At 66.4% G+C, this 17,488-nt stretch carries 18 protein-coding genes and 1 pseudogene; 6 read left to right on the forward strand and 13 right to left on the reverse strand.

Translation table 11 applies throughout. The annotated features are described in order from the left end of the window. Window position 1: 1 nt before the first annotated feature. The 3 genes from uraH to bcp form a co-directional block, all read right to left on the reverse strand. The gene (uraH, locus tag AL755_RS10750; protein ID WP_054009777.1) at window positions 2–340 is read right to left on the reverse strand and encodes a hydroxyisourate hydrolase; all 339 of its coding nucleotides are present in this window, start codon (window positions 338–340) and stop codon (window positions 2–4) included. Next, a complete protein-coding gene (gene uraD, locus AL755_RS10755; RefSeq protein WP_054011002.1) occupies window positions 337–834 on the reverse strand; it encodes a 2-oxo-4-hydroxy-4-carboxy-5-ureidoimidazoline decarboxylase in 498 nt (165 codons plus the stop codon). The genes uraH and uraD overlap by 4 nt, the downstream gene beginning before the upstream one ends. A 176-nt stretch (window positions 835–1,010) precedes the next feature. Continuing rightward, window positions 1,011–1,478: a thioredoxin-dependent thiol peroxidase gene (bcp, locus tag AL755_RS10760; protein ID WP_054011003.1), complete on the reverse strand. Its 468-nt coding sequence runs from the start codon at window positions 1,476–1,478 to the stop codon at window positions 1,011–1,013. A 129-nt stretch (window positions 1,479–1,607) separates the two neighbouring features. On the opposite strand from bcp, the gene AL755_RS10765 reads away from it, so the two are divergent. After that, complete coding sequence (locus tag AL755_RS10765) at window positions 1,608–2,378, forward strand: sulfite exporter TauE/SafE family protein (RefSeq protein ID WP_054011004.1); 771 nt, start codon at window positions 1,608–1,610, stop codon at window positions 2,376–2,378. A 111-nt stretch (window positions 2,379–2,489) separates the two neighbouring features. Here the strand turns inward: AL755_RS10765 and AL755_RS10770 are convergent, their stop codons facing one another. Then, the gene (locus tag AL755_RS10770) at window positions 2,490–2,912 is read right to left on the reverse strand and encodes an organic hydroperoxide resistance protein (protein ID WP_054011005.1); all 423 of its coding nucleotides are present in this window, start codon (window positions 2,910–2,912) and stop codon (window positions 2,490–2,492) included. 20 nt (window positions 2,913–2,932) lie between these two features. Continuing rightward, window positions 2,933–3,409 carry a MarR family winged helix-turn-helix transcriptional regulator gene (locus AL755_RS10775; RefSeq protein ID WP_054011006.1) on the reverse strand — a complete coding sequence of 159 codons (477 nt, stop codon included), beginning with the start codon at window positions 3,407–3,409 and terminating at the stop codon, window positions 2,933–2,935. Window positions 3,410–3,646: 237 nt separating this feature from the next. Here AL755_RS10775 and AL755_RS10780 point away from each other — a divergent pair, with 237 nt between their 5' ends. The 3 genes and pseudogenes from AL755_RS10780 (at window position 3,647) to AL755_RS10790 (ending at window position 8,048) form a co-directional block, all read left to right on the forward strand. Next, window positions 3,647–5,380: an ABC transporter ATP-binding protein gene (locus AL755_RS10780; protein WP_054011007.1), complete on the forward strand. Its 1,734-nt coding sequence runs from the start codon at window positions 3,647–3,649 to the stop codon at window positions 5,378–5,380. After that, window positions 5,377–7,472 (forward strand): annotated as a pseudogene (locus AL755_RS10785) (ABC transporter ATP-binding protein). The gene AL755_RS10780 and the pseudogene AL755_RS10785 overlap by 4 nt, the downstream one beginning before the upstream one ends. 111 nt (window positions 7,473–7,583) lie before the next feature. Next, a complete protein-coding gene (locus AL755_RS10790) occupies window positions 7,584–8,048 on the forward strand; it encodes a GatB/YqeY domain-containing protein (protein ID WP_054011008.1) in 465 nt (154 codons plus the stop codon). A gap of 21 nt (window positions 8,049–8,069) precedes the next feature. On the opposite strand, the gene AL755_RS10795 is transcribed toward AL755_RS10790, so the two are convergent. Further along, window positions 8,070–8,561: an FBP domain-containing protein gene (locus AL755_RS10795; RefSeq protein ID WP_054011009.1), complete on the reverse strand. Its 492-nt coding sequence runs from the start codon at window positions 8,559–8,561 to the stop codon at window positions 8,070–8,072. A 284-nt stretch (window positions 8,562–8,845) separates the two neighbouring features. On the opposite strand from AL755_RS10795, the gene AL755_RS10800 reads away from it, so the two are divergent. Further along, window positions 8,846–9,112 carry a hypothetical protein gene (locus tag AL755_RS10800; protein WP_054011010.1) on the forward strand — a complete coding sequence of 89 codons (267 nt, stop codon included), beginning with the start codon at window positions 8,846–8,848 and terminating at the stop codon, window positions 9,110–9,112. A 41-nt stretch (window positions 9,113–9,153) separates the two neighbouring features. Then, a complete protein-coding gene (locus AL755_RS10805) occupies window positions 9,154–9,660 on the forward strand; it encodes a hypothetical protein (protein ID WP_054011011.1) in 507 nt (168 codons plus the stop codon). A 31-nt stretch (window positions 9,661–9,691) separates the two neighbouring features. On the opposite strand, the gene AL755_RS10810 is transcribed toward AL755_RS10805, so the two are convergent. The 7 genes from AL755_RS10810 to AL755_RS10840 form a co-directional block, all read right to left on the reverse strand. Beyond that, window positions 9,692–10,390 (reverse strand): SRPBCC family protein, encoded by a 699-nt coding sequence (locus AL755_RS10810; protein ID WP_054011012.1) that lies wholly within the window; start codon window positions 10,388–10,390, stop codon window positions 9,692–9,694. A 10-nt stretch (window positions 10,391–10,400) separates the two neighbouring features. Next, window positions 10,401–11,264 carry an FAD binding domain-containing protein gene (locus AL755_RS10815; protein ID WP_054011013.1) on the reverse strand — a complete coding sequence of 288 codons (864 nt, stop codon included), beginning with the start codon at window positions 11,262–11,264 and terminating at the stop codon, window positions 10,401–10,403. Further along, window positions 11,261–13,672, reverse strand: a complete 2,412-nt coding sequence (locus AL755_RS10820) for a xanthine dehydrogenase family protein molybdopterin-binding subunit (RefSeq protein ID WP_054011014.1) — start codon at window positions 13,670–13,672, stop codon at window positions 11,261–11,263. The genes AL755_RS10815 and AL755_RS10820 overlap by 4 nt, the downstream gene beginning before the upstream one ends. Next, the gene (locus AL755_RS10825) at window positions 13,669–14,199 is read right to left on the reverse strand and encodes a (2Fe-2S)-binding protein (RefSeq protein ID WP_054011015.1); all 531 of its coding nucleotides are present in this window, start codon (window positions 14,197–14,199) and stop codon (window positions 13,669–13,671) included. The genes AL755_RS10820 and AL755_RS10825 overlap by 4 nt, the downstream gene beginning before the upstream one ends. 113 nt (window positions 14,200–14,312) lie before the next feature. Next, the gene (locus AL755_RS10830; protein WP_054011016.1) at window positions 14,313–15,476 is read right to left on the reverse strand and encodes an XdhC family protein; all 1,164 of its coding nucleotides are present in this window, start codon (window positions 15,474–15,476) and stop codon (window positions 14,313–14,315) included. Continuing rightward, window positions 15,469–16,581, reverse strand: a complete 1,113-nt coding sequence (locus AL755_RS10835; RefSeq protein WP_054011017.1) for a vWA domain-containing protein — start codon at window positions 16,579–16,581, stop codon at window positions 15,469–15,471. Before AL755_RS10835 ends, AL755_RS10830 begins: the two co-directional genes overlap by 8 nt. A 3-nt stretch (window positions 16,582–16,584) precedes the next feature. Further along, a complete protein-coding gene (locus AL755_RS10840) occupies window positions 16,585–17,469 on the reverse strand; it encodes an AAA family ATPase (protein ID WP_054011018.1) in 885 nt (294 codons plus the stop codon). Window positions 17,470–17,488: the final 19 nt, after the last annotated feature.

A 17,488-nucleotide genomic window follows, 5' to 3' on the forward strand; every position in this document is an offset into this window, starting at 1 on the left:
ATTAGTTTCCTCTGTACGTTGAGTAGGCGAACGGGCTCAGCAGCAGGGGCACGTGATAGTGCGCCTGGCCCTCCCGGACCGCGAAAGTGAGTGAAACCTCGGGGAAGAAGGTCTCGGTGTTGGTGGTGGCGAAGTAGGCACCGGTGTCGAAGCGCAGCTGATAGTTCCCGGCCGGCAGCGCTGCCGGCCCCAGGTCCTTCACCCGTCCCTGCGCATCGGTAGTGCCCGAGGCGATCTGCGCCCATGCCGCGCCGTTGCGGGCATGGAGTTCGACGGCGACACCCTCGGCGGGTTGCCCGGCCGCGGTGTCCAGGATGTGGGTGGTGATCAGTGAGCTCATGGCTGTAGCACTCCTTGGAGGCGCAGGACAGCGATTTCACGCAACTGCGAGGCGACGATGGGGGTTTCCTGCTCGGGCGTATTGGCCAGGCGCCGGTCAAGGGCTGTGAGAATGTCCGACGGCGTCCGGCCGGCGGCCCTGATCAGGAACACCTGGCCAAACTTTTCCTCGTAGGCGCGGTTGCCTTCGGCCAATGCCCGGGCAAGCTCCCGGTCGGCAGGATCGACGCCGGATTGTTCCCTGCGCGAATGTTCCGCCTCGGCGCTGTTGCCGGCCGGCCGTTCACCGATCCGCGGATGGTGCGCCATGGCGGCGGCAACCTCCGTGGGAGTGAACGGATCGGCCGCCGCCAGCGCAGCGCTGAACAACTGGCTCAGGGTGGTGAAGGGGCGGGCGGTGGCGATCTCATCGATCCACCGCGGATTATCGACGCAGGGACGAAGGATCTCATCCAGCTGCGCCCTGGATGCTTCGTTAAATTGTTGCAGCAACATGTTTGCTGTCCTTGGAACTCAAATGCTGGCATCCACGGCGTAGGCTATACGAACTTTTGTAGATTTTCGTATCGTGGAACTGTTATTTCAGCATATGCAATAGTGAACCGCATCACATTTGACTTGTCAATCCCTTTTTGGTGAAGGAGCCAAAAATGTTCGGGTTGTGCGGCTTCCTAGAGGCCCAATTCGCTCCGGAGGCGGGCCACGTGACCGTCGGCGCTGACGTTGTATTCGGCGCTCTGCACGGTGCCGTCGGGGTTGACCACCACGGTGGAGCGCAGGGTTCCGATCACGGAGTTTCCGTTGACGGTTTTCTCACCCCAGGCGCCCCAGGCCTCGGCGACCGCGTGGTCGGCGTCGGAAAGGAGGGGGAAGTTCAGGCCGAAGTCCTCGGCGAAACTGGCCAGCGCGTCGGTGGGGTCGGTGGAGATTCCCAGGACGTCCACGCCCGCGGCCTGCAGCGCCGGCAGGCTGTCGCGGAAGTCGCAGGCCTCGGTCGTGCAGCCGGGCGTGGCTGCCTTAGGGTAAAAGTACACAATGACCTGGCGTCCGGCGTAGTTGGCCAGGGGGACCGGATTCCCGGCGGCATCGGGAAGGCTGAAGGCGGGTGCAAGCTGGCCGGGGGTGAGGGGAGTCGACATGATGATCCTTGACTTTCGCATTGTGAAATAGAATTATTGCCTTACGGAATTACAATAGGGTTGGCATGCCATGCCGTCAAAGGTTTCGGCTAAGAATTAACCGGGAGCCTATCCCGAAAGGATGCACACATGCTGGAGATGACCGCAATTTTCCTGGCGGGTTTTTGGGCCGGGATGATCAATGTGGTGGTCGGCTCCGGCACGCTGGTGACTTTCCCCGTACTGCTCCTCTTTGGCTATCCGCCACTCGTGGCAAACATTTCCAACAACATCGGCCTGGTGGCCGGCGGACTGTCCGGGACGTGGGGATACCGCAAGGAGCTCGCACCCAACAAGGGCATGATCCTGCGGTTGCTGCCGGCGTCGGCCCTCGGGGGCTTGACCGGGGCCCTGCTGCTGTTCATCCTGCCCGCGGCCGCGTTCAGCGCGATTGTCCCGGTGCTGATCATCCTGGGCATCCTCATGGTCGCGTTTGGCCAGGCCCTGCAGCGGAGGCTGGCCCGGAACAGGAAGGCCGCCGTCGCGGGAGCAACCCTGCATGCCGGTGTCGGGTTGATTGCCGGGATCTTTGTACTGGGTATCTACGGCGGCTATTTTGGTGCCGCCCAGGGGATCCTGGTAGTGGGGCTGATGAGCATCCTGACCACGGTGGCGCTGCAGCAGATCAATGCCGTGAAGAACGTCCTGACCACGGTGGTCAACGGAATTGCGGCCATCACGTTCATGATTGTGGCCTGGCACTACATCGACTGGAAGGTCACGGCGCTCATTGCCGCCGGCGCCCTGCTCGGCGGGCTGGCCGGCGCCAAATTTGGCCGGAAACTGCCGCCCGCGGCCCTGCGCGCCACCATCATCGTGGTGGGCGTCGCGGCGCTGACAAAGATGCTCTTCTTCTCCTAGCGGGGTGGGCTGAAGCTGTGTGAGCGGGCCAGTTCAACCACGATCCTGGCATTGTTGCCCGGATCGCCGGCGCCGGCGGCAAGGATGCCGCCGGCGCCGGGCGTGGGAAGCCTAGTCGTCGGAGACCGAGATGGTCACCTCAATGTTGCCGCGCGTGGCGTTGGAGTACGGGCACACCTGGTGGGCGGCATCCGCCAGCGCGGTCGCTGCGGCGTGCTCGACGCCCGGCAGCACGACCTCAAGCATGACGGCGAGTTCGAATCCGCCCTTGCCGTTGGAGCCGATCTGGACCCGGCCGCCCACGGAGGAGTCGCTGATGTCGATCTTTTGCGTCCGCGCCACCATCTGGAGTGCGGAGTGGAAGCAGGCCGCGTAGCCTGCGGCGAAGAGCTGCTCGGGGTTGGAGCCCTCGCCCGCCCCGCCCATGGCCTTGGGTACGGACAGGCCGAGGTCGATGCGGCCGTCGGAGGAGCGGACGTGGCCGTTGCGGCCGGCTCCGGTGGCAAGGGCTTCTGCGGTGTAGAGCGCGTTCATGGGGTGCCTTTCGTGGCGGTCTATTTGGTGGTCTGGTTCTTGCCGGCCGCGGACGCCGTCAGCGCCCGCATGCCGTCGGTGATGCGCTGCAGCTCCCGGATGAGCTCCCGGGCCTGCTCGGCGCTGTCAAAGCCGTACGCTTCGCGGAGGTCTCCCAGGGATGCCAGGAGTTCTCCGAGCACCGTCTTTCCGGCGTCGGTGAGTTTTGCCGTCACGACGCGTTCATCGGATGACGCGCGGTCCCGGGAGACCAGCCCCCGGTCATCAAGGCGGCGCAGCAGGGGTGAGAGGGTGCCCGAATCAAGGTGCATTCCCGCCCCCAGTTCGCTGACGGTCAGGCCGTCCGGGTTCGATCCGAGCTCCAGCAGCACGATGTACTGCGTGTAGGTCAGCTCCCACGGTTCCAGGAGGACGCGGTGTGCCTTGGCGACGGCGTTCGACGCCGAGTAGATCGCGAAGCAAACCATCGAATCGAGGCTGTAGTCGTTGTCGGTCATATTTACAGTGTACACAATTAGGTTGTGCGCAATTTACATGCCCGAAGTGCGTCCGCCGACGGCGTAATAGGCACTGGAAATTCGGCCAGACAATTGCTACCGCAGCCAACCCGGCGTTGAATGTCAGTGGGTAGCGTAATACTTGTCCCATCTGGTTTGCCGCACCTGCGAGTTCCGCCCGCTGCACGGCCCCCGCGGCAAGCTCCGGGACCGGCGAAGATACATCACGGAGACATCATGCTCGGAAAACTGCTTATTCAATATCTCAAGCCCTACCGGTGGCTCTTGGCTGGCGTGCTCCTGTTTCAGTTCGCCTCGGCCATGGCGTCGCTGTACCTGCCCAGCCTGAACGCCAACATCATCAACAAGGGTGTGGCGCTGGGGGACACCCACTACATCTGGAGCACCGGCGTCGTCATGCTTGGCATCTCGCTGGGCCAGATCGCCTGCTCGATCATCGCCACCTACTTTGCCGCCAAGGCCGCCATGCAAATGGGCCGGGACATCCGCAACGGGGTCTTTGAGCGGGTCAGCGGGTTCTCCGAGCGCGAGGTTTCCCAGTTTGGCCCGGGCTCGCTGATCACCCGCAACACCAACGACGTCCAGCAGGTGCAGATGCTCGCCATGATGGGCGCCACCATGTTTGTCTCGGCGCCGCTGCTGGCCATTGGCGGCATCATCATGGCCCTGCGCCAGGATGTGGGGCTCAGCTGGCTGATCGCCGTCGCGGTGCCCGCCCTTCTGGTCATGGCCGGGCTGATCATTGTGCGCATGGTTCCGCTGTTCCGCAGCTACCAAAAGAAGCTGGACTCGGTGAACCGGATCATGCGAGAACAGCTCACGGGCGTCCGGGTGGTGCGGGCCTTCGTGCGCGAGGACATCGAGTCCGAGCGCTTTCGGGGCGCCAACTACGACATCATGGTGGTGGGACGCAAGGTGGGCGAATTGTTCGTGCTGCTGTTCCCGCTGGCCATGCTGGTGTTGAACGTGACGGTGGTCGGGGTGATCTGGTTTGGCGGGATCCGCGTCAATGATGGCAACATCGAGATCGGCACTCTGTTCGCTTTCATGGCCTACATCATGCAAATCCTCATGGGTGTGCTGATGGCGACCTTCATGACCATCATGATTCCGCGCGCGGCGGTCAGCGCCGAACGCATCAGCGAGGTGCTGGCCAGCGAATCGACGCTGAACCGGCCCGAGAACCCCGTCACCACGCTGCCGTCTAGGGGAACGATCGAATTCAAGGATGCCTCCTTCACCTACCCCGGGGCCGAGCACCCCGTGCTGGCCGGGGTGACCTTCCATGCCGCGCCCGGTGAAACCGTTGCGATCGTCGGCTCCACGGGCGCCGGCAAGACGACCCTTGTCTCCTTGATTCCGCGCCTCTTCGACGTGACCGGCGGCAGCGTGCTGGTCGGTGGCGTCGACGCACGCCATGCCGAGCTCGACCTGCTGTGGGGGAGCATCGGCCTGGTCCCGCAGCGGCCGTTCCTGTTCACCGGGACGGTTGCCTCCAACCTGCGCTTCGGGCGTGAGAGCGCCACCGACGAGGAACTCTGGCGGGCCCTGGAAATTGCCCAGGGCCGGGACTTCGTCGCCGAAATGGAAGGCGGCCTGAACGGGCGCATCGCCCAGGGCGGCACAAACGTCTCCGGTGGGCAGCGCCAACGCCTAGCCATCGCCCGGGCCATCGTCCACAACCCGGACGTGCTGATCTTCGACGATTCGTTCTCCGCCCTTGACTTGACCACGGACGCCCGGCTGCGGCAGGCGCTCTGGCGGGAGCTGCCCGAGGTGACGAAGATCGTCGTCGCCCAGCGCGTGTCAACCATCGCCGACGCCGACAGGATCGTGGTGCTCGACGACGGCGGCATGGTCGGCCTGGGCACGCACGCCGAGCTTTTGGAGACGTGCGGGACCTACCAGGAAATTGTCCAATCCCAACTCGGAGTGGAGACAGTGGCATGAGCACCAATACCCCAACCCCGCTCTCCGAAGAGGAGAAGCTTGAGGCGGAACTCGCCGAGCAGGCACGGCTGGCCTCCGATGACTGGTCCAGCGTCAAACCCGGCAAGGCGCAGAACTTCGGCAAGAGCTTCGGCCGCCTCCTGGGCCTGCTGAAACCGCATGCCTGGACGTTTGCCTTCGTATCGCTCCTGGGCGCGGGCGGCGTCCTGCTGTCCGTTATAGCCCCCAAGGTGCTCGGCGAGGCCACCAACATCATCTTCGAGGGAGTCTTCTCCAAGACGCTCCCGGCCGGGGTGACCCAGGCCGAGGCCGTCGCCGGGCTCCGCGCGTCGGGCCAGAACGATCTCGCCAATATGCTGGCCGCCATGCAAGTCAGCCCCGGCCACGGGGTGGACTTCGTGCGCCTGAGCCAGGTGCTGGTCATCGTGCTTGTGCTGTACTTCGCCGCCTCCGTGCTGAGTTGGCTGCAGGGCTATGTGATCAACAGGATCATGATGGCCACCATGTTCCGGCTCCGCGAAGAGGTCGAGGCCAAGATCAACAGGATGCCGCTGAGCTACTTTGACAAGGTGCAGCGCGGCGAGCTGATCTCCCGGGTCACCAACGACATCGACAACATCACCCAAACCATGCAGCAATCGCTCTCCACCGTGGTGACGAGCGTGCTGACGGTGGTCGGCGTCCTCATCATGATGTTCTCCATCTCCTGGGAGCTGGCCCTGGTGGCGCTTGTGAGCCTGCCGCTCATGGGCGTGATCTTCGGCGTCATCGGGCCCAAGTCGCAAAAGTACTTCGGTGTCCAGTGGCGCAAGGTCGGCCGCCTGAACGCGCGGGTCGAGGAGGCCTTCTCCGGGCACGCGCTGGTCAAGGTGTTTGGCCGCGAGCAGGAAGCATTGACCGCATTCAAGGAGGAGAACGAGGAACTGTACAGGGCGTCGTTCAAGGCCCAGTTCCTCTCCGGCATCATGATGCCGGCCATGATGTTCGTCGGAAACCTCAGCTATGTCGGCATCGCCGTCCTGGGCGGGCTCATGGTGGCCGGCGGCCGGCTGCGCCTGGGCGACGTCCAGGCATTCATCCAGTATTCGCAGCAGTTCACCCAGCCCCTCTCGGAGCTGGGCGGCATGGCCGCGGTGGTGCAGTCCGGCACGGCGTCGGCCGAGCGCGTGTTCGAGCTCCTTGACGCCGAGGAGCAGGACCCCGACGCCGTCGACGCACCCGCCCCGTGGACGGAGACGGCACCATCGTTTTCGAGAACGTCGCGTTCTCCTACACGCCGGAGCGTCCGCTGATCCGGGACCTGTCCTTCAGCGTGGAGCCCGGTCAGACGGTGGCGATCGTCGGCCCCACGGGTGCCGGAAAGACCACCCTGGTCAACCTGATCATGCGGTTCTACGAGTTGAACGGCGGCCGGATCCGGCTCGATGGGCAGGACATTTCCGAGCTCCGCCGCCATGATGTGCGTGACCGCACGGGCATGGTGCTCCAGGATCCCTGGCTGTTCGCCGGGACCATTCGGGAGAACATCCGCTACGGCCGCCAGGATGCCACCGACGCCGAGGTGCTCGACGCCGCCAAGACCACCTACGTGGACCGGTTCGTGCACTCGCTGCCCGACGGCTACGACACGGTGCTCGACGAGGACGCCTCGAACGTCTCAGCGGGGGAGAAGCAGCTCATCACGATCGCCCGGGCTTTTGTCTCCCAGCCGTCCGTGTTGATCCTGGACGAGGCGACGTCGTCCGTGGACACCCGCACCGAGCTGCTCCTGCAAAACGCCATGGCGGCACTGCGCAAGGGCCGGACCTCCTTCGTCATCGCCCACCGCCTCTCCACCATCCGGGACGCCGATCTCATCCTCGTCATGGAGCACGGTGACATCGTCGAACAAGGCACCCACAAGTCGCTGTTTGCGGCCCGTGGGGCCTACTGGCGGCTGTACAACTCCCAGTTCGAACAAGCCGCGGCCGACCTCGACGCCGAAGCCGCGGCGCACGAAGGCCCGCAAACTCCGGCAGCGGACCCGTCAGCGGATTCGAAGCCGGACGCGGAGCAGGATGAGCTCCTGGACCCGGATTCGACCACCGTCTAGGCGTCCTCCGTGCCCGCCCGTCCGGTTTCGGTCGGGCGGGTACGGCCGGCAGGGGATAATTGCTCTCAGAATGGTGGCTTCGCCACGTCACTCCGTTAGCTAAGGAAAAGCATGTCCACGCTGAAGCAGCAATTGAAGTCCGACGTCGTCTCCCACATGAAGGCGGGCAATAAGTTGGCGTTGACTACCGTCCGCAACGTCCTGGGTGAAATCGAGACGCGGGAGAAGTCTGGCAAGACCCCCATTGAGCTTGATGACGCGCAAACCACCACGTTGTTGCAGAAGGAGGCGGCCAAGCGCCGCGACACGGCCCAGATCTACACCGAAGCCGGCGAGAACGACCGTGCCGCGGCCGAAATTGCCGAGGCCGAGGTCATTGAGGCGTACCTGCCCCAGCCGCTTACCGAGGACGAGGCGGCAGCCATCGTCGATTCGACCATCACCGAGCTTGAAGCTGCCGACGGCCCGCTGACCATGCGCCAAATGGGTCAGGCCATGAAGCCGATCACGGCAAAGATCGCCGGCCGCTTCGACGGCAAGGCCATCTCCGAGATGGTCCGCAAGCGTCTGTCCTAGCGCCTCACCCAGGCCGAGAGGCTATTCGCCGTCGCGGATCTTATTGGCGAAATTGCGGTAGTTCTCGGCCAGGGCCGCGACCCGGCGCTGCTGTGCGGCGTCAAAGTCAAAACCGGCGTAGGGCAGCGGCGGCCGGGTGCGCACATTGGCGGAACACTCAAAGTTGGCACACACCAGCGTGCCAACCGTGTTGCCGTTGCGCCCGGCCGCCCCGGCCCGTTTGGCGCTGAAGTACACGACGTCGTTGGGCAGCGTCACGTCCTCACACCACGAGCACTGGGGACGTGAGCGCAACTTGCTCTCTACCTGGCGGACCATGATGCCGGCGGGGCCGCCGTCGAACTCGCCAAAAACGTAGCCGACGGCGGGGAGCTTGCTGTCCCGCCAGCCGAAGAAGTCGAGGTTATCCCAGTCCGTGGTGTCAAAATCGGCGGGCAGGGTGAGGCTGTTGCGCTCTCGCTGGGAAGCGTTGAGGAAGGAAGAGCGGATGGTTTTTTCGGTCAGGGGACGCATGAGGTATCGATGCCTTTGCTGTTGTACGCCCGCCCCACAGAGGGAGGCGGGGGAGGTTCCGGAAGGAAATGGGCGCGCGCAGGGCGCAACGCTGCACGGGGCGCAGCGGGTGGATCACCGGAAGGGAACAGCGCTATCTGACGCCGGCGAATGAAACGCCGGCAACCTCCAGACGCCCCAGGGGCGGAGTGAAAAAGATAGGCAGGGACATGCGTGAAAGTATACACACCGCACGAATGCGGGACACTGGTCTTTGGCCATAACCACCAAGCAAGGATTTCCTTTTGATCAATCTCCAGCAAGACTCCGACGGCTTCATCCGCATGAGCAGGCGCTTTCCCGAAAAGCTGCAGCTTTCGGTCACCTTTACCGACGGCAGCCAGGAGACGTTCACGGGCCGGCGGCTGAACGAACTCTATGACGAGGCCCTGGCCGCGTTCCGCGACAAGAACAACCTCGACGCGAAGGGTTTCAACCGGGCGCCGGCCAAACCCATCCACCGCCGCAACGCCATTGGGTATGTCCCCGTCCGGCCCGGCATGTCCCAGTAGAGCACCGCCGGAATTCCGCGCCCGCCCACTACGCTGTTCTCATGAAACCTTTGACCATCCTCGGGCTGGACATCGACAAGCTGGCCGGCGGCCGCAACGGACACTACGTGATCGATGCCGCCATGCGGGATCACCCCCGCACCCAGCGGGCCTTCCGCTGGGTCGAATGGATCCTGGCCGCCGAGGTGGTGGTGGGCCTCAGCGCCATCGTCATCGCCCTCGTTTTCGAGGTGCGCGGCACGCCCGTGGGCTTCGCCGTCTGGTTTCGCGGCATCGTGGTGTTGTTCATGACCCTGACGCTGTTCTTCTTTGCGTGGCGTGCCAAGGGCGGCTACTACTGGGGCTACCAGCGCCTGCGCCTCTTTAGCCAGATCTTCCCCGTCATCACTTTGATCGTGGCCACCATCCCCGGACTGTACCCGTACTGGATGGTGGTGGAACAAATCATTTTTGCCGCGCTCATGATCGGGATCGCCGATTTCCTAACCAGCGACCACATGCGCGACGCGTACCCCAGCCCAAAAAGGCTGCAGGACCGCGGCCAGTGAACGACGGCGGCGGGCCAGTGCCGCCGCAAGGCTAGCGACGGCGGCGCCGGGCCAGCCACACGGCCAATGCCAGTACCGCGACGATGCCCAGCACCATGGGTCCAAACCTCCGGGCGAGAACCGGTAACACCGCCGAACCCAGATCCAGCTCGGTCGCGGGTGGGGGTACCGGGGCGCTTGCCGGTGCGGCCGGCAGGGTCCCGACCGCAGGGGTCTCGGCTGCAGGGGGCTCGACGGTCGGGGTCTCGACAAGCTCGACCACCGGGGTCTCGGCAGGCTCGACCACCGGTGCCCCGACCTTGCCGATGACGCACTGGACGAATTGCGCCAGCAATTGGTCGGACACGTCCTGGATGACACCACGGCCGAACTGGGCGGGCTTGCCCGTCACGTTCATGTCGGTCGTGACGGACACAGCCGTGGAATCGCCGTCGGCGGCCAACACGGCGGTGACGGTGGCTCCTGCCGTGCCGTTGCCGCGTTTGTCCTTCCCATTGGCGGAGATGACCACGGTGTGGGTGGCCTCATCACGCGAGATGAATTCACCCGTGCCCGCGTACATCATGGCGATGGGCCCCAGCTTGACCTTGACGGTGCCGGTGAACGTCTCGCCGTCCACGGAGGTCAGCGTGGCACCCGGGAAGCAGGGCGCAATGTCCTGCAGCTGGTTGAACGCATGCCACGTATCCTCCAGCGAGCCCGGAACGGTGAAGTGGTGCTTGAGTTCCATGGGTCCCCGCCTACAGCCCGGCCGCCGCGATGAGCGCCCGCCTGGTCAGCACCTGGGCCAAGTGCCGGCGGTAGTCGGCGTCGCCGTTGAGGTCGCTGGCCGGATCGGTGCCGTCGACGGCGTGGACGCTCGCGGCGGCGATGGCCTCAACCGTCAGCGGCGCACCCGCCAGGGCTAGTTCGACCCCGCCGGCCCGTACGGGCACGCTGGCCATGTTGGTCAGGCCGACGCGGGCCTCGGCGATGGTGCCGCCCTCCACCCTGAGCATGGCCGCCACGGCCACGATTGACCATTGCTGGGCTACCCGGGTGAATTTCTCGTAGTGGGCGCCCCAGCCGGTGAACTTGGGCACCCGGATGTGCGTGAGGATCTCGCCGTCGGCTACGGCGGTGGTGAAGTAGCCCTTGAAGAAGTCCGCGGCGTCAACGCGGCGTTCCCCGCCGGGCCCGGCCAGGATGAACGTGGCGCCGGCGGCAAGGACGGGTGCTGGCATGTCCCCGGCGGGGTCGGCATGGACCAGTGCGCCGCCAAAGGTGCCGCGGTGGCGGACCTGCGGATCGGCGACGGTGGCTGCCGCCTTCGCCAGCAACGGCACATGGGCGGCAACCAGGGGATCGGTGGCGATGACGTGGTGCGGGGTCATGGCGCCGATCAGCAGGGCGTCACCGTCGTCGCTCACCCCCGAAAGACCGGCAATCCGGCCCAGGTCAACCACCATGGACGGGTCCGCCAGGCGCAGCTTCATGACGGGGATCAGGCTCTGCCCGCCCGCCAACACCTTGACGTCGTCCCCGGCGGAGCCGGCGGCGGCCAAGAGGCCCAACGCCTCCTGGACCGTGGCGGGTGCCGCGTAGTCGAATGCGCTCGGAATCATTGCACTCCTCCTGTGGTGTTGGTGCCGGCGGTTTTGGCCTCTTCCAGCGCACGCCAGACCCGCGACGGCGAGCACGGCATCAAGATGTCCTTCACGCCCAGGTGCCGCACGGCGTCGAGCACGCCGTTGACGATGGCGGGGGTGGAGGCGATGGTGCCGGCCTCGCCCACGCCCTTGGCGCCGAGCTGGTTGGTGGTGGACGGGGTCTCCGTGCGCCCCGTGATGTAGTGCGGCAGGTCCGGGGCGCTGGGGACCAGGTAGTCCACGAACGATCCCGTGACGAGGGTGCCGGCGTCGTCGTACACGGCCTCCTCGTAGAGCGCCTGGGCGATGCCCTGGGCCAGCCCGCCGTGCACCTGGCCCTCGACGATCAGCGGGTTCACCACCACCCCTATGTCATCGACGCACACGTATTTGCGGATGTGCACCGCCCCGGTTTCGGTGTCCACCTCCATGGCCGCCAGGTGGGTGCCGTGGGGGAAGGAGAAACTGACCGGATCGAAGGTGGCGTCCGAATCCAGGTTCGGCTCAAAACCGTCCGGCAGGTTGTGCGCGGCAAACGTGGCCAGGGCGATTTCCCCGAGCGAGGTGGACCTGTCCGTGCCCTTGACGGTGAAGGCCCCGGCGGAGAATTCGATGTCGTCCTCGCTGGCCTCCATCAGGTGCGCGGCCACCACCTTGGCCTTGTCGATGACCTTGTCCGCGGCGGCAAGCACGGCCATGCCGCCCACCACGAGGGACCGCGACCCGTAGGTGTCCAGGCCGCGCTGGGAGATCTGCGTGTCGCCGTGGAGTACCTCGACGTTCTCGAACGGCACCCCCAGCTTGTCGGCCACGAGCTGGCTCCAGGCCGTCTCATGCCCCTGGCCGTGGGCCGATGAACCCGTCACGACCTCGATGTTGCCGGTGGGCAGCACCCGGACCTGGGCGTGTTCCCAGCCGCCGGCGCCGTAGCTAAGCGCGCCCAGCACCCGGGAGGGGGCCAGGCCGCACATTTCCGTGAACGTGGAAATGCCGATGCCCAGCTGGACGGGATCGTTGGCGGCCCGCCGCTGCGCCTGCTCGGCGCGCAGCCCGTCATAGTCGAAGAGCTCCAAGGCCTTCGCGGTGGCGGCCTCGTAGTTTCCGGAGTCATATTCGAGCCCACACACCGTGGTGAACGGGAACTCCTCGTGCTTGATCCAGTTCTTCTCCCGCAGTTCCAACGGGTCCATGCCCAGCTCTACGGCGAGTTCGTCCATGAGACGCTCGATCGCGAAGGTCGCCTCGGGGCGTCCGGCACCCCGGTACGCGTCGGTCCAGGCCTTGTTCGTGAACACATTGGTGCACTCAAAGCGGTACGCCGGGAACTTGTAGATGGAGTTGAACATGAACGCGCCCAGGATGGGCACGCCGGAGGTGACAAGGCCCAGGTAGGCGCCCATATCCGCCAGCAGGTTCACGTCCAGGCCGGTGACGATGCCCTCGCGGGTGGCCGAAAGCCGCAGCCGCTGCACCTGCGCCCGGCCGTGGTGGGCCGCCTGCAGGGACTCGCTGCGGGTCTCGGTGTACTTGCACGGTTTGCCGGTGTGCCGGGCGGCCAGGACCGTGATGATCTCCTCGGGCGTGACCTGGAGCTTGCCACCAAAGCCGCCGCCCACGTCAGGGGCGATCACCCGGACCTTGCTTTCCGGGATGCCTAGGGTCAGAGCCAGCATGAGGCGCAGGATGTGCGGGACCTGGGTGGCAGACCACATGATGATTTGTTCGCCCGTCGGATCAACCACGGTGGAGCGCGGCTCCATGAACGCCGGGATGAGGCGTTGTTGGTGGAAGGTGCGCTCAATGAGCACCTCGGCGCCGGCCAGGGCGTCGGCGATGGGCTTGCCCGTGCCGGCCTCGCCGGAATCGAACACCCACGTCGCGGAGCGGTTCGACTCAAGGGAGGTGTGCGCCAGTACCGCGTCGGTCGCGGCCTCCTCGAGGTCCAGGACCACGGGCAGCTCGTCATAGCTGACATCCACAAGTTCGACGGCGTCCCGCGCGGCTGCCGCCGTGCGCCCGACGATGCAGGCCACCACCTCGCCGGCAAACGCAACCTCGTCGACGGCAATGGCCGGGTGGGCGGGCGCCTTTTGGTCAGGGGTGATGGGCCAGGCGTTGGGCAGGCTGCCTTGCTCGCCGGCGACGTCGGCGCCGGTCAATACGGTGATGACTCCGGGGGAGGCCAGGGCCTCGGACACGTCGATGGCCGTGATCCTGGCGTGGGCGTACGGGCTGCGCACCAGGGCCAGGTGCAGCATGCCCGGCAGGACCATGTTGTCGGTGAACCGGGAACGCCCCGTGATCAGGTGGTTGTCCTCCTTGCGCAGCCGGGCCTTGCCGACCTCGGCCCTGCCGGTACCGGCCGCCTCCGTCGTGGTGGTCATGACAGTGCTCCCGTCCGGGTATCCTCAATGGTGGCCGATACGCCCGAGTCGCCGTATTCGACGCCGTCCGCCACGCTCTTCACGGCGGCCACGATGTTTTGGTAGCCGGTGCACCGGCACAGGTTGCCTTCCAGGCCGTCCCGGATTTCATCCTCCGTGGGGTGCGGGTTCTCCGCCAGCAGGGATGCCGATTGCATGATCATCCCGGGGGTGCAGAAACCGCATTGCAGCGCATGGCACTGGTGGAAGGCTTCCTGTAGGGGGGATAGTTTGCCGTTCTGCGCCATGCCCTCGATGGTGGTGACCGTGTGCCCGTCCGCCTGCACGGCAAACATGGTGCAGGATTTCACGCTGACCCCGTCCAGGTGGACGGTGCACGCTCCGCAGTTGGTGGTGTCGCAGCCGATCAGGGTCCCGGTCTTGCCCAGCCGCTCCCGAAGGTACTGGACCAGCAGGAGCCGGGGCTCGACGTCGTCCGTGTAACTGACCCCGTCAACGTCGACGGTGATGGATATGGAACTCGCCATTGAGATCTCCTTTAGTCCTATGGAGACCAGCGGCAGCCCGACTCCAGCCCGTGATGAGCAACACGTTACATGACCGGCAGGAGGATGGTTAGGGCAGTCTTGGGGGATCCGTATTAGAGCGTCCCAGTGGCGTTTTCCTCCGCATTTGCGGCGTCGGTGAGCGGCTCGTGGTGAATGCGCACCCCCAGGGCGCTCAGCCGCCCGCCCTGCCCGCCCCACCGCAGCGCAATGATTTCGGCAGCGATCGACACCGCCGTCTCCTCCGGAGTGCGGGAGCCCAGGTCAAGGCCGATCGGGCTCGAAAGCCGGCCCAGTTCGGCCTCGCCCACCCCGGCCTCGCGCAACCGTTCCAGCCGGTCATGGTGGGTGCGCTGGGATCCCATGGCCCCCACATAGGCCACGTCGTGGCGCAACGCCACCTCCAACAACGGCACGTCGAACTTCGGATCGTGCGTGAGCACACAGATGACGGTGCGCGAATCCACCAGGCCGGCGTCAATCTGCGCCTGCAGGTAGCGGTGCGGCCATTCCACCACCACCTCATCGGCCACCGGGAAGCGGGCGGCCGTGGCAAAGACGGCCCGGGCATCGCACACCGTGACCCGGTAGCCCAGGAAGCTGCCCTGCACGGCCACGGCCGCGGCAAAGTCGATGGCACCAAAGACGAGCATGCGAGGCTGAGGGGCAAAACTGGCCACGAAAACGCGCATCCCGTCACCGCGGCGCTCGCCGTCGGGCCCGTACATCAGCGTGGTGTTGCGTCCGGCGGCCAGCAGCCCCTGGACGTCGTCGCCCACGGCCTGGTCGGCCCGGGCGCTGCCCAGGGTTCCGTCGTATCCGTCCGGGCGGACCACCAGGTGCCGGCCCAGCCACGCGGGGTCAGGGTGCTCGATGACCGTCACGACCGACACCGGCCGGCCGGCGGCCACATCGGCTGCCACCGCCGGCAGTTGGGGGAACGTGGCTGCGGAGATGGGTTCCACGAACACGTCCAGGATGCCCCCGCAGGTCAACCCCACCTCGAAGGCGTCGTTGTCGCTGATGCCGTACCGCTGCAGCACGGGGGTTCCGTCCCCGGCCACTTCGGTGGCCAGCTCGTACAGGGCTCCCTCCACGCAGCCGCCGGAGACCGACCCCACGGCCCGGCCGTCGGCGTCGACCATCATGGACGCACCGGCTGGCCGCGGCGCGGACCGGAACGTGCGCACCACGGTGCCCAAGCCCACCGTCTGCCCGGCCTCCACCGCGGCCGCCAGATCCTTCATGACCTCACGCATGTGCCACCACGTCCAACAACTCCTCGAAACTCTTCAGGGAATGACCCCCTACAAAATAGTCAACGTGCGCAAGGATGGCCTTGATTCCCTGCTGCACCGGTTCGTAGCCGTCCTTGCCCCGGTGCGGGTTGGACCAGATGATGGTCCGGGCCAGGTGGTGCAGGCGCTCCACCTGCCGCCCCAGCAGGGCCGGATCGCCCCGCTCCCAGCCGTCACTGCAAATAACGACGACGGCGCCGCGCGCCACAGCCCGCTGCCCCCACCTGTCGTTGAACGCCCGCAGGACCTCGCCCAGCCGGGTGCCGCCGGACCAGTCGGGGACGGTGCGGCCTGCGAGCGCCAGCGCGTGTTCGGCGTCGGCCACCCGCAGGGCCCCGCTCACCCGGGTCAGCCGGGTGCCCAGGGTGAACACCTCCACCTGCGTCGGGGCCGCCGCGATGACGCGGTGGGCCAGCCGGAGCAGGCTGTCGGCGTAGGGGGACATGGACCCGGAGACGTCGATGAGCCAGACGAGCCGGCGGTTCCTACGCGGGGCCTTTGCCCGTCGGAGGGGCCCCGGTTCGCCGCCGCGGCGCAGCTGTTCGCGGAGGGTGCGGACGCGGTCCACGTCGCCGTGCCGGTTCAGCCGGCGGCGCCGACCGGGCCGCGTGGGCAGGTGCACGTCAAGGTTTTCGAACAGCTGGTTCAGCAGGGCCCTGTCGGCGTCCTCGAGCGTGGCCACGTCGCGGTGGCGCAACAGCTCCGTCCGGCTGGCGACTGCGCGCAGGGTTTCCGTGCCCGCGGTGGCGCCGGCGTCGTCCTCCAGTGATGCCTGGCGCACCGATGCGGCCGTGCCGGGCGCACGTGCGGCGGTGGAGTGGATAGGGGTGAACCAGGCCTCGAAGGCGCGCTGGTAGGGGGCCAGGTCCTCGGGCGCTGTGCACAGGGTGGCTCGCCCGGCCCAGAAGACGTCCATGCGCCGGCCCAGGTCCAGCATGCCCACTGCCTGGACGAAGCTGCGGGAGCGGTCGGCCGTCACCTTCACCCCGGCCGCGCGGACCGTGGCGGCGAAGGCCAGCAGGAATTCCTCTGCGGTGTGGTCTGCCGTGTGGCCTGCCGTGTCCACGGGCTAGCCCAGCATCCTGGCGAGGGCGGCCGTGACCCGTTCGGTGTCCTCCCGGTACTTGCACAGGGCGCCAATGCTGGCGGCGGCGGACGCGAGATCCAGCTCGGGCCGGCCCAGCTGGTGCAGGGCCCGGGCCCAGTCGAGGGTTTCGGCGACGCCGGGCGGCTTGAGGATGTCCTCGGAGGCGCGGATCTGCTGCACCACGGCCACGACCTGTTCGGCCAGCAGGGCGGGAATGTGCGGGAGCCGGGTGCGGACGATCTCCACCTCGCGGGCCAGTCCCGGGTGGTCGATCCAGTGGTAGAGGCAGCGCCGCTTCAGGGCGTCGTGCAAATCGCGGGTGCGGTTGGAGGTCAGCACCACGATGGGGGGCGTGGCCGCCGTGACTGTGCCGAACTCGGGGATCGAGACCTGGTAGGTGGAGAGGACCTCCAGCAGGAACGCCTCGAATTCGTCGTCGGCCCGGTCGATCTCGTCGATGAGCAGCACCGCGGGGCTTTGCTGCAACGCCTTCAGGATGGGCCGGGCCAGCAGGAACCGCTCGTCGTACAGCGAGCTTTCCAGCTCCGCGACGCTCAACTGTCCGCGCCCGCCGGCCTCCACGCTGCGAAGGTGCAGGATCTGCGCCGTGAAATCCCAGTCATACAGTGCCTGGGAGGCGTCGATCCCCTCGTAGCACTGCAACCGGATCAGGGGGAGCCCAAACGCTTCGGCGAGGGCCTCGGCCAGGGCGGTCTTCCCCGTGCCGGGCTCACCCTCCAGCAGCAGCGGCCGCTCCATGCCCAGCGCCAAGAAGCCGATGGTGGCCAGGCCGTCGTCCGCCAGGTACCCGGTGGAAGCCAGAACGCGGGCCAGCTCGGCCGCTGAGGTGATCGACGTCTTCGTCATGGCACCAGCATAGGGCCAT

It is taken from the genome of Arthrobacter sp. ERGS1:01 (genome assembly GCF_001281315.1).
Lineage (GTDB): Bacteria > Actinomycetota > Actinomycetes > Actinomycetales > Micrococcaceae > Specibacter.

What these genes read in the sequence shown, in the direction of transcription:
- uraH (WP_054009777.1), bottom strand. Translation starts at nt 340, where the DNA reads ATGAGCTCACTGATCACCACCCACATCCTGGACACCGCGGCCGGGCAA.
- uraD (WP_054011002.1), bottom strand. Translation starts at nt 834, where the DNA reads ATGTTGCTGCAACAATTTAACGAAGCATCCAGGGCGCAGCTGGATGAG.
- bcp (WP_054011003.1), bottom strand. Translation starts at nt 1,478, where the DNA reads ATGTCGACTCCCCTCACCCCCGGCCAGCTTGCACCCGCCTTCAGCCTT.
- AL755_RS10765 (WP_054011004.1), top strand. Translation starts at nt 1,608, where the DNA reads ATGCTGGAGATGACCGCAATTTTCCTGGCGGGTTTTTGGGCCGGGATG.
- AL755_RS10770 (WP_054011005.1), bottom strand. Translation starts at nt 2,912, where the DNA reads ATGAACGCGCTCTACACCGCAGAAGCCCTTGCCACCGGAGCCGGCCGC.
- AL755_RS10775 (WP_054011006.1), bottom strand. Translation starts at nt 3,409, where the DNA reads ATGACCGACAACGACTACAGCCTCGATTCGATGGTTTGCTTCGCGATC.
- AL755_RS10780 (WP_054011007.1), top strand. Translation starts at nt 3,647, where the DNA reads ATGCTCGGAAAACTGCTTATTCAATATCTCAAGCCCTACCGGTGGCTC.
- AL755_RS10790 (WP_054011008.1), top strand. Translation starts at nt 7,584, where the DNA reads ATGTCCACGCTGAAGCAGCAATTGAAGTCCGACGTCGTCTCCCACATG.
- AL755_RS10795 (WP_054011009.1), bottom strand. Translation starts at nt 8,561, where the DNA reads ATGCGTCCCCTGACCGAAAAAACCATCCGCTCTTCCTTCCTCAACGCT.
- AL755_RS10805 (WP_054011011.1), top strand. Translation starts at nt 9,154, where the DNA reads ATGAAACCTTTGACCATCCTCGGGCTGGACATCGACAAGCTGGCCGGC.
- AL755_RS10810 (WP_054011012.1), bottom strand. Translation starts at nt 10,390, where the DNA reads ATGGAACTCAAGCACCACTTCACCGTTCCGGGCTCGCTGGAGGATACG.
- AL755_RS10815 (WP_054011013.1), bottom strand. Translation starts at nt 11,264, where the DNA reads ATGATTCCGAGCGCATTCGACTACGCGGCACCCGCCACGGTCCAGGAG.
- AL755_RS10820 (WP_054011014.1), bottom strand. Translation starts at nt 13,672, where the DNA reads ATGACCACCACGACGGAGGCGGCCGGTACCGGCAGGGCCGAGGTCGGC.
- AL755_RS10825 (WP_054011015.1), bottom strand. Translation starts at nt 14,199, where the DNA reads ATGGCGAGTTCCATATCCATCACCGTCGACGTTGACGGGGTCAGTTAC.
- AL755_RS10830 (WP_054011016.1), bottom strand. Translation starts at nt 15,476, where the DNA reads ATGCGTGAGGTCATGAAGGATCTGGCGGCCGCGGTGGAGGCCGGGCAG.
- AL755_RS10840 (WP_054011018.1), bottom strand. Translation starts at nt 17,469, where the DNA reads ATGACGAAGACGTCGATCACCTCAGCGGCCGAGCTGGCCCGCGTTCTG.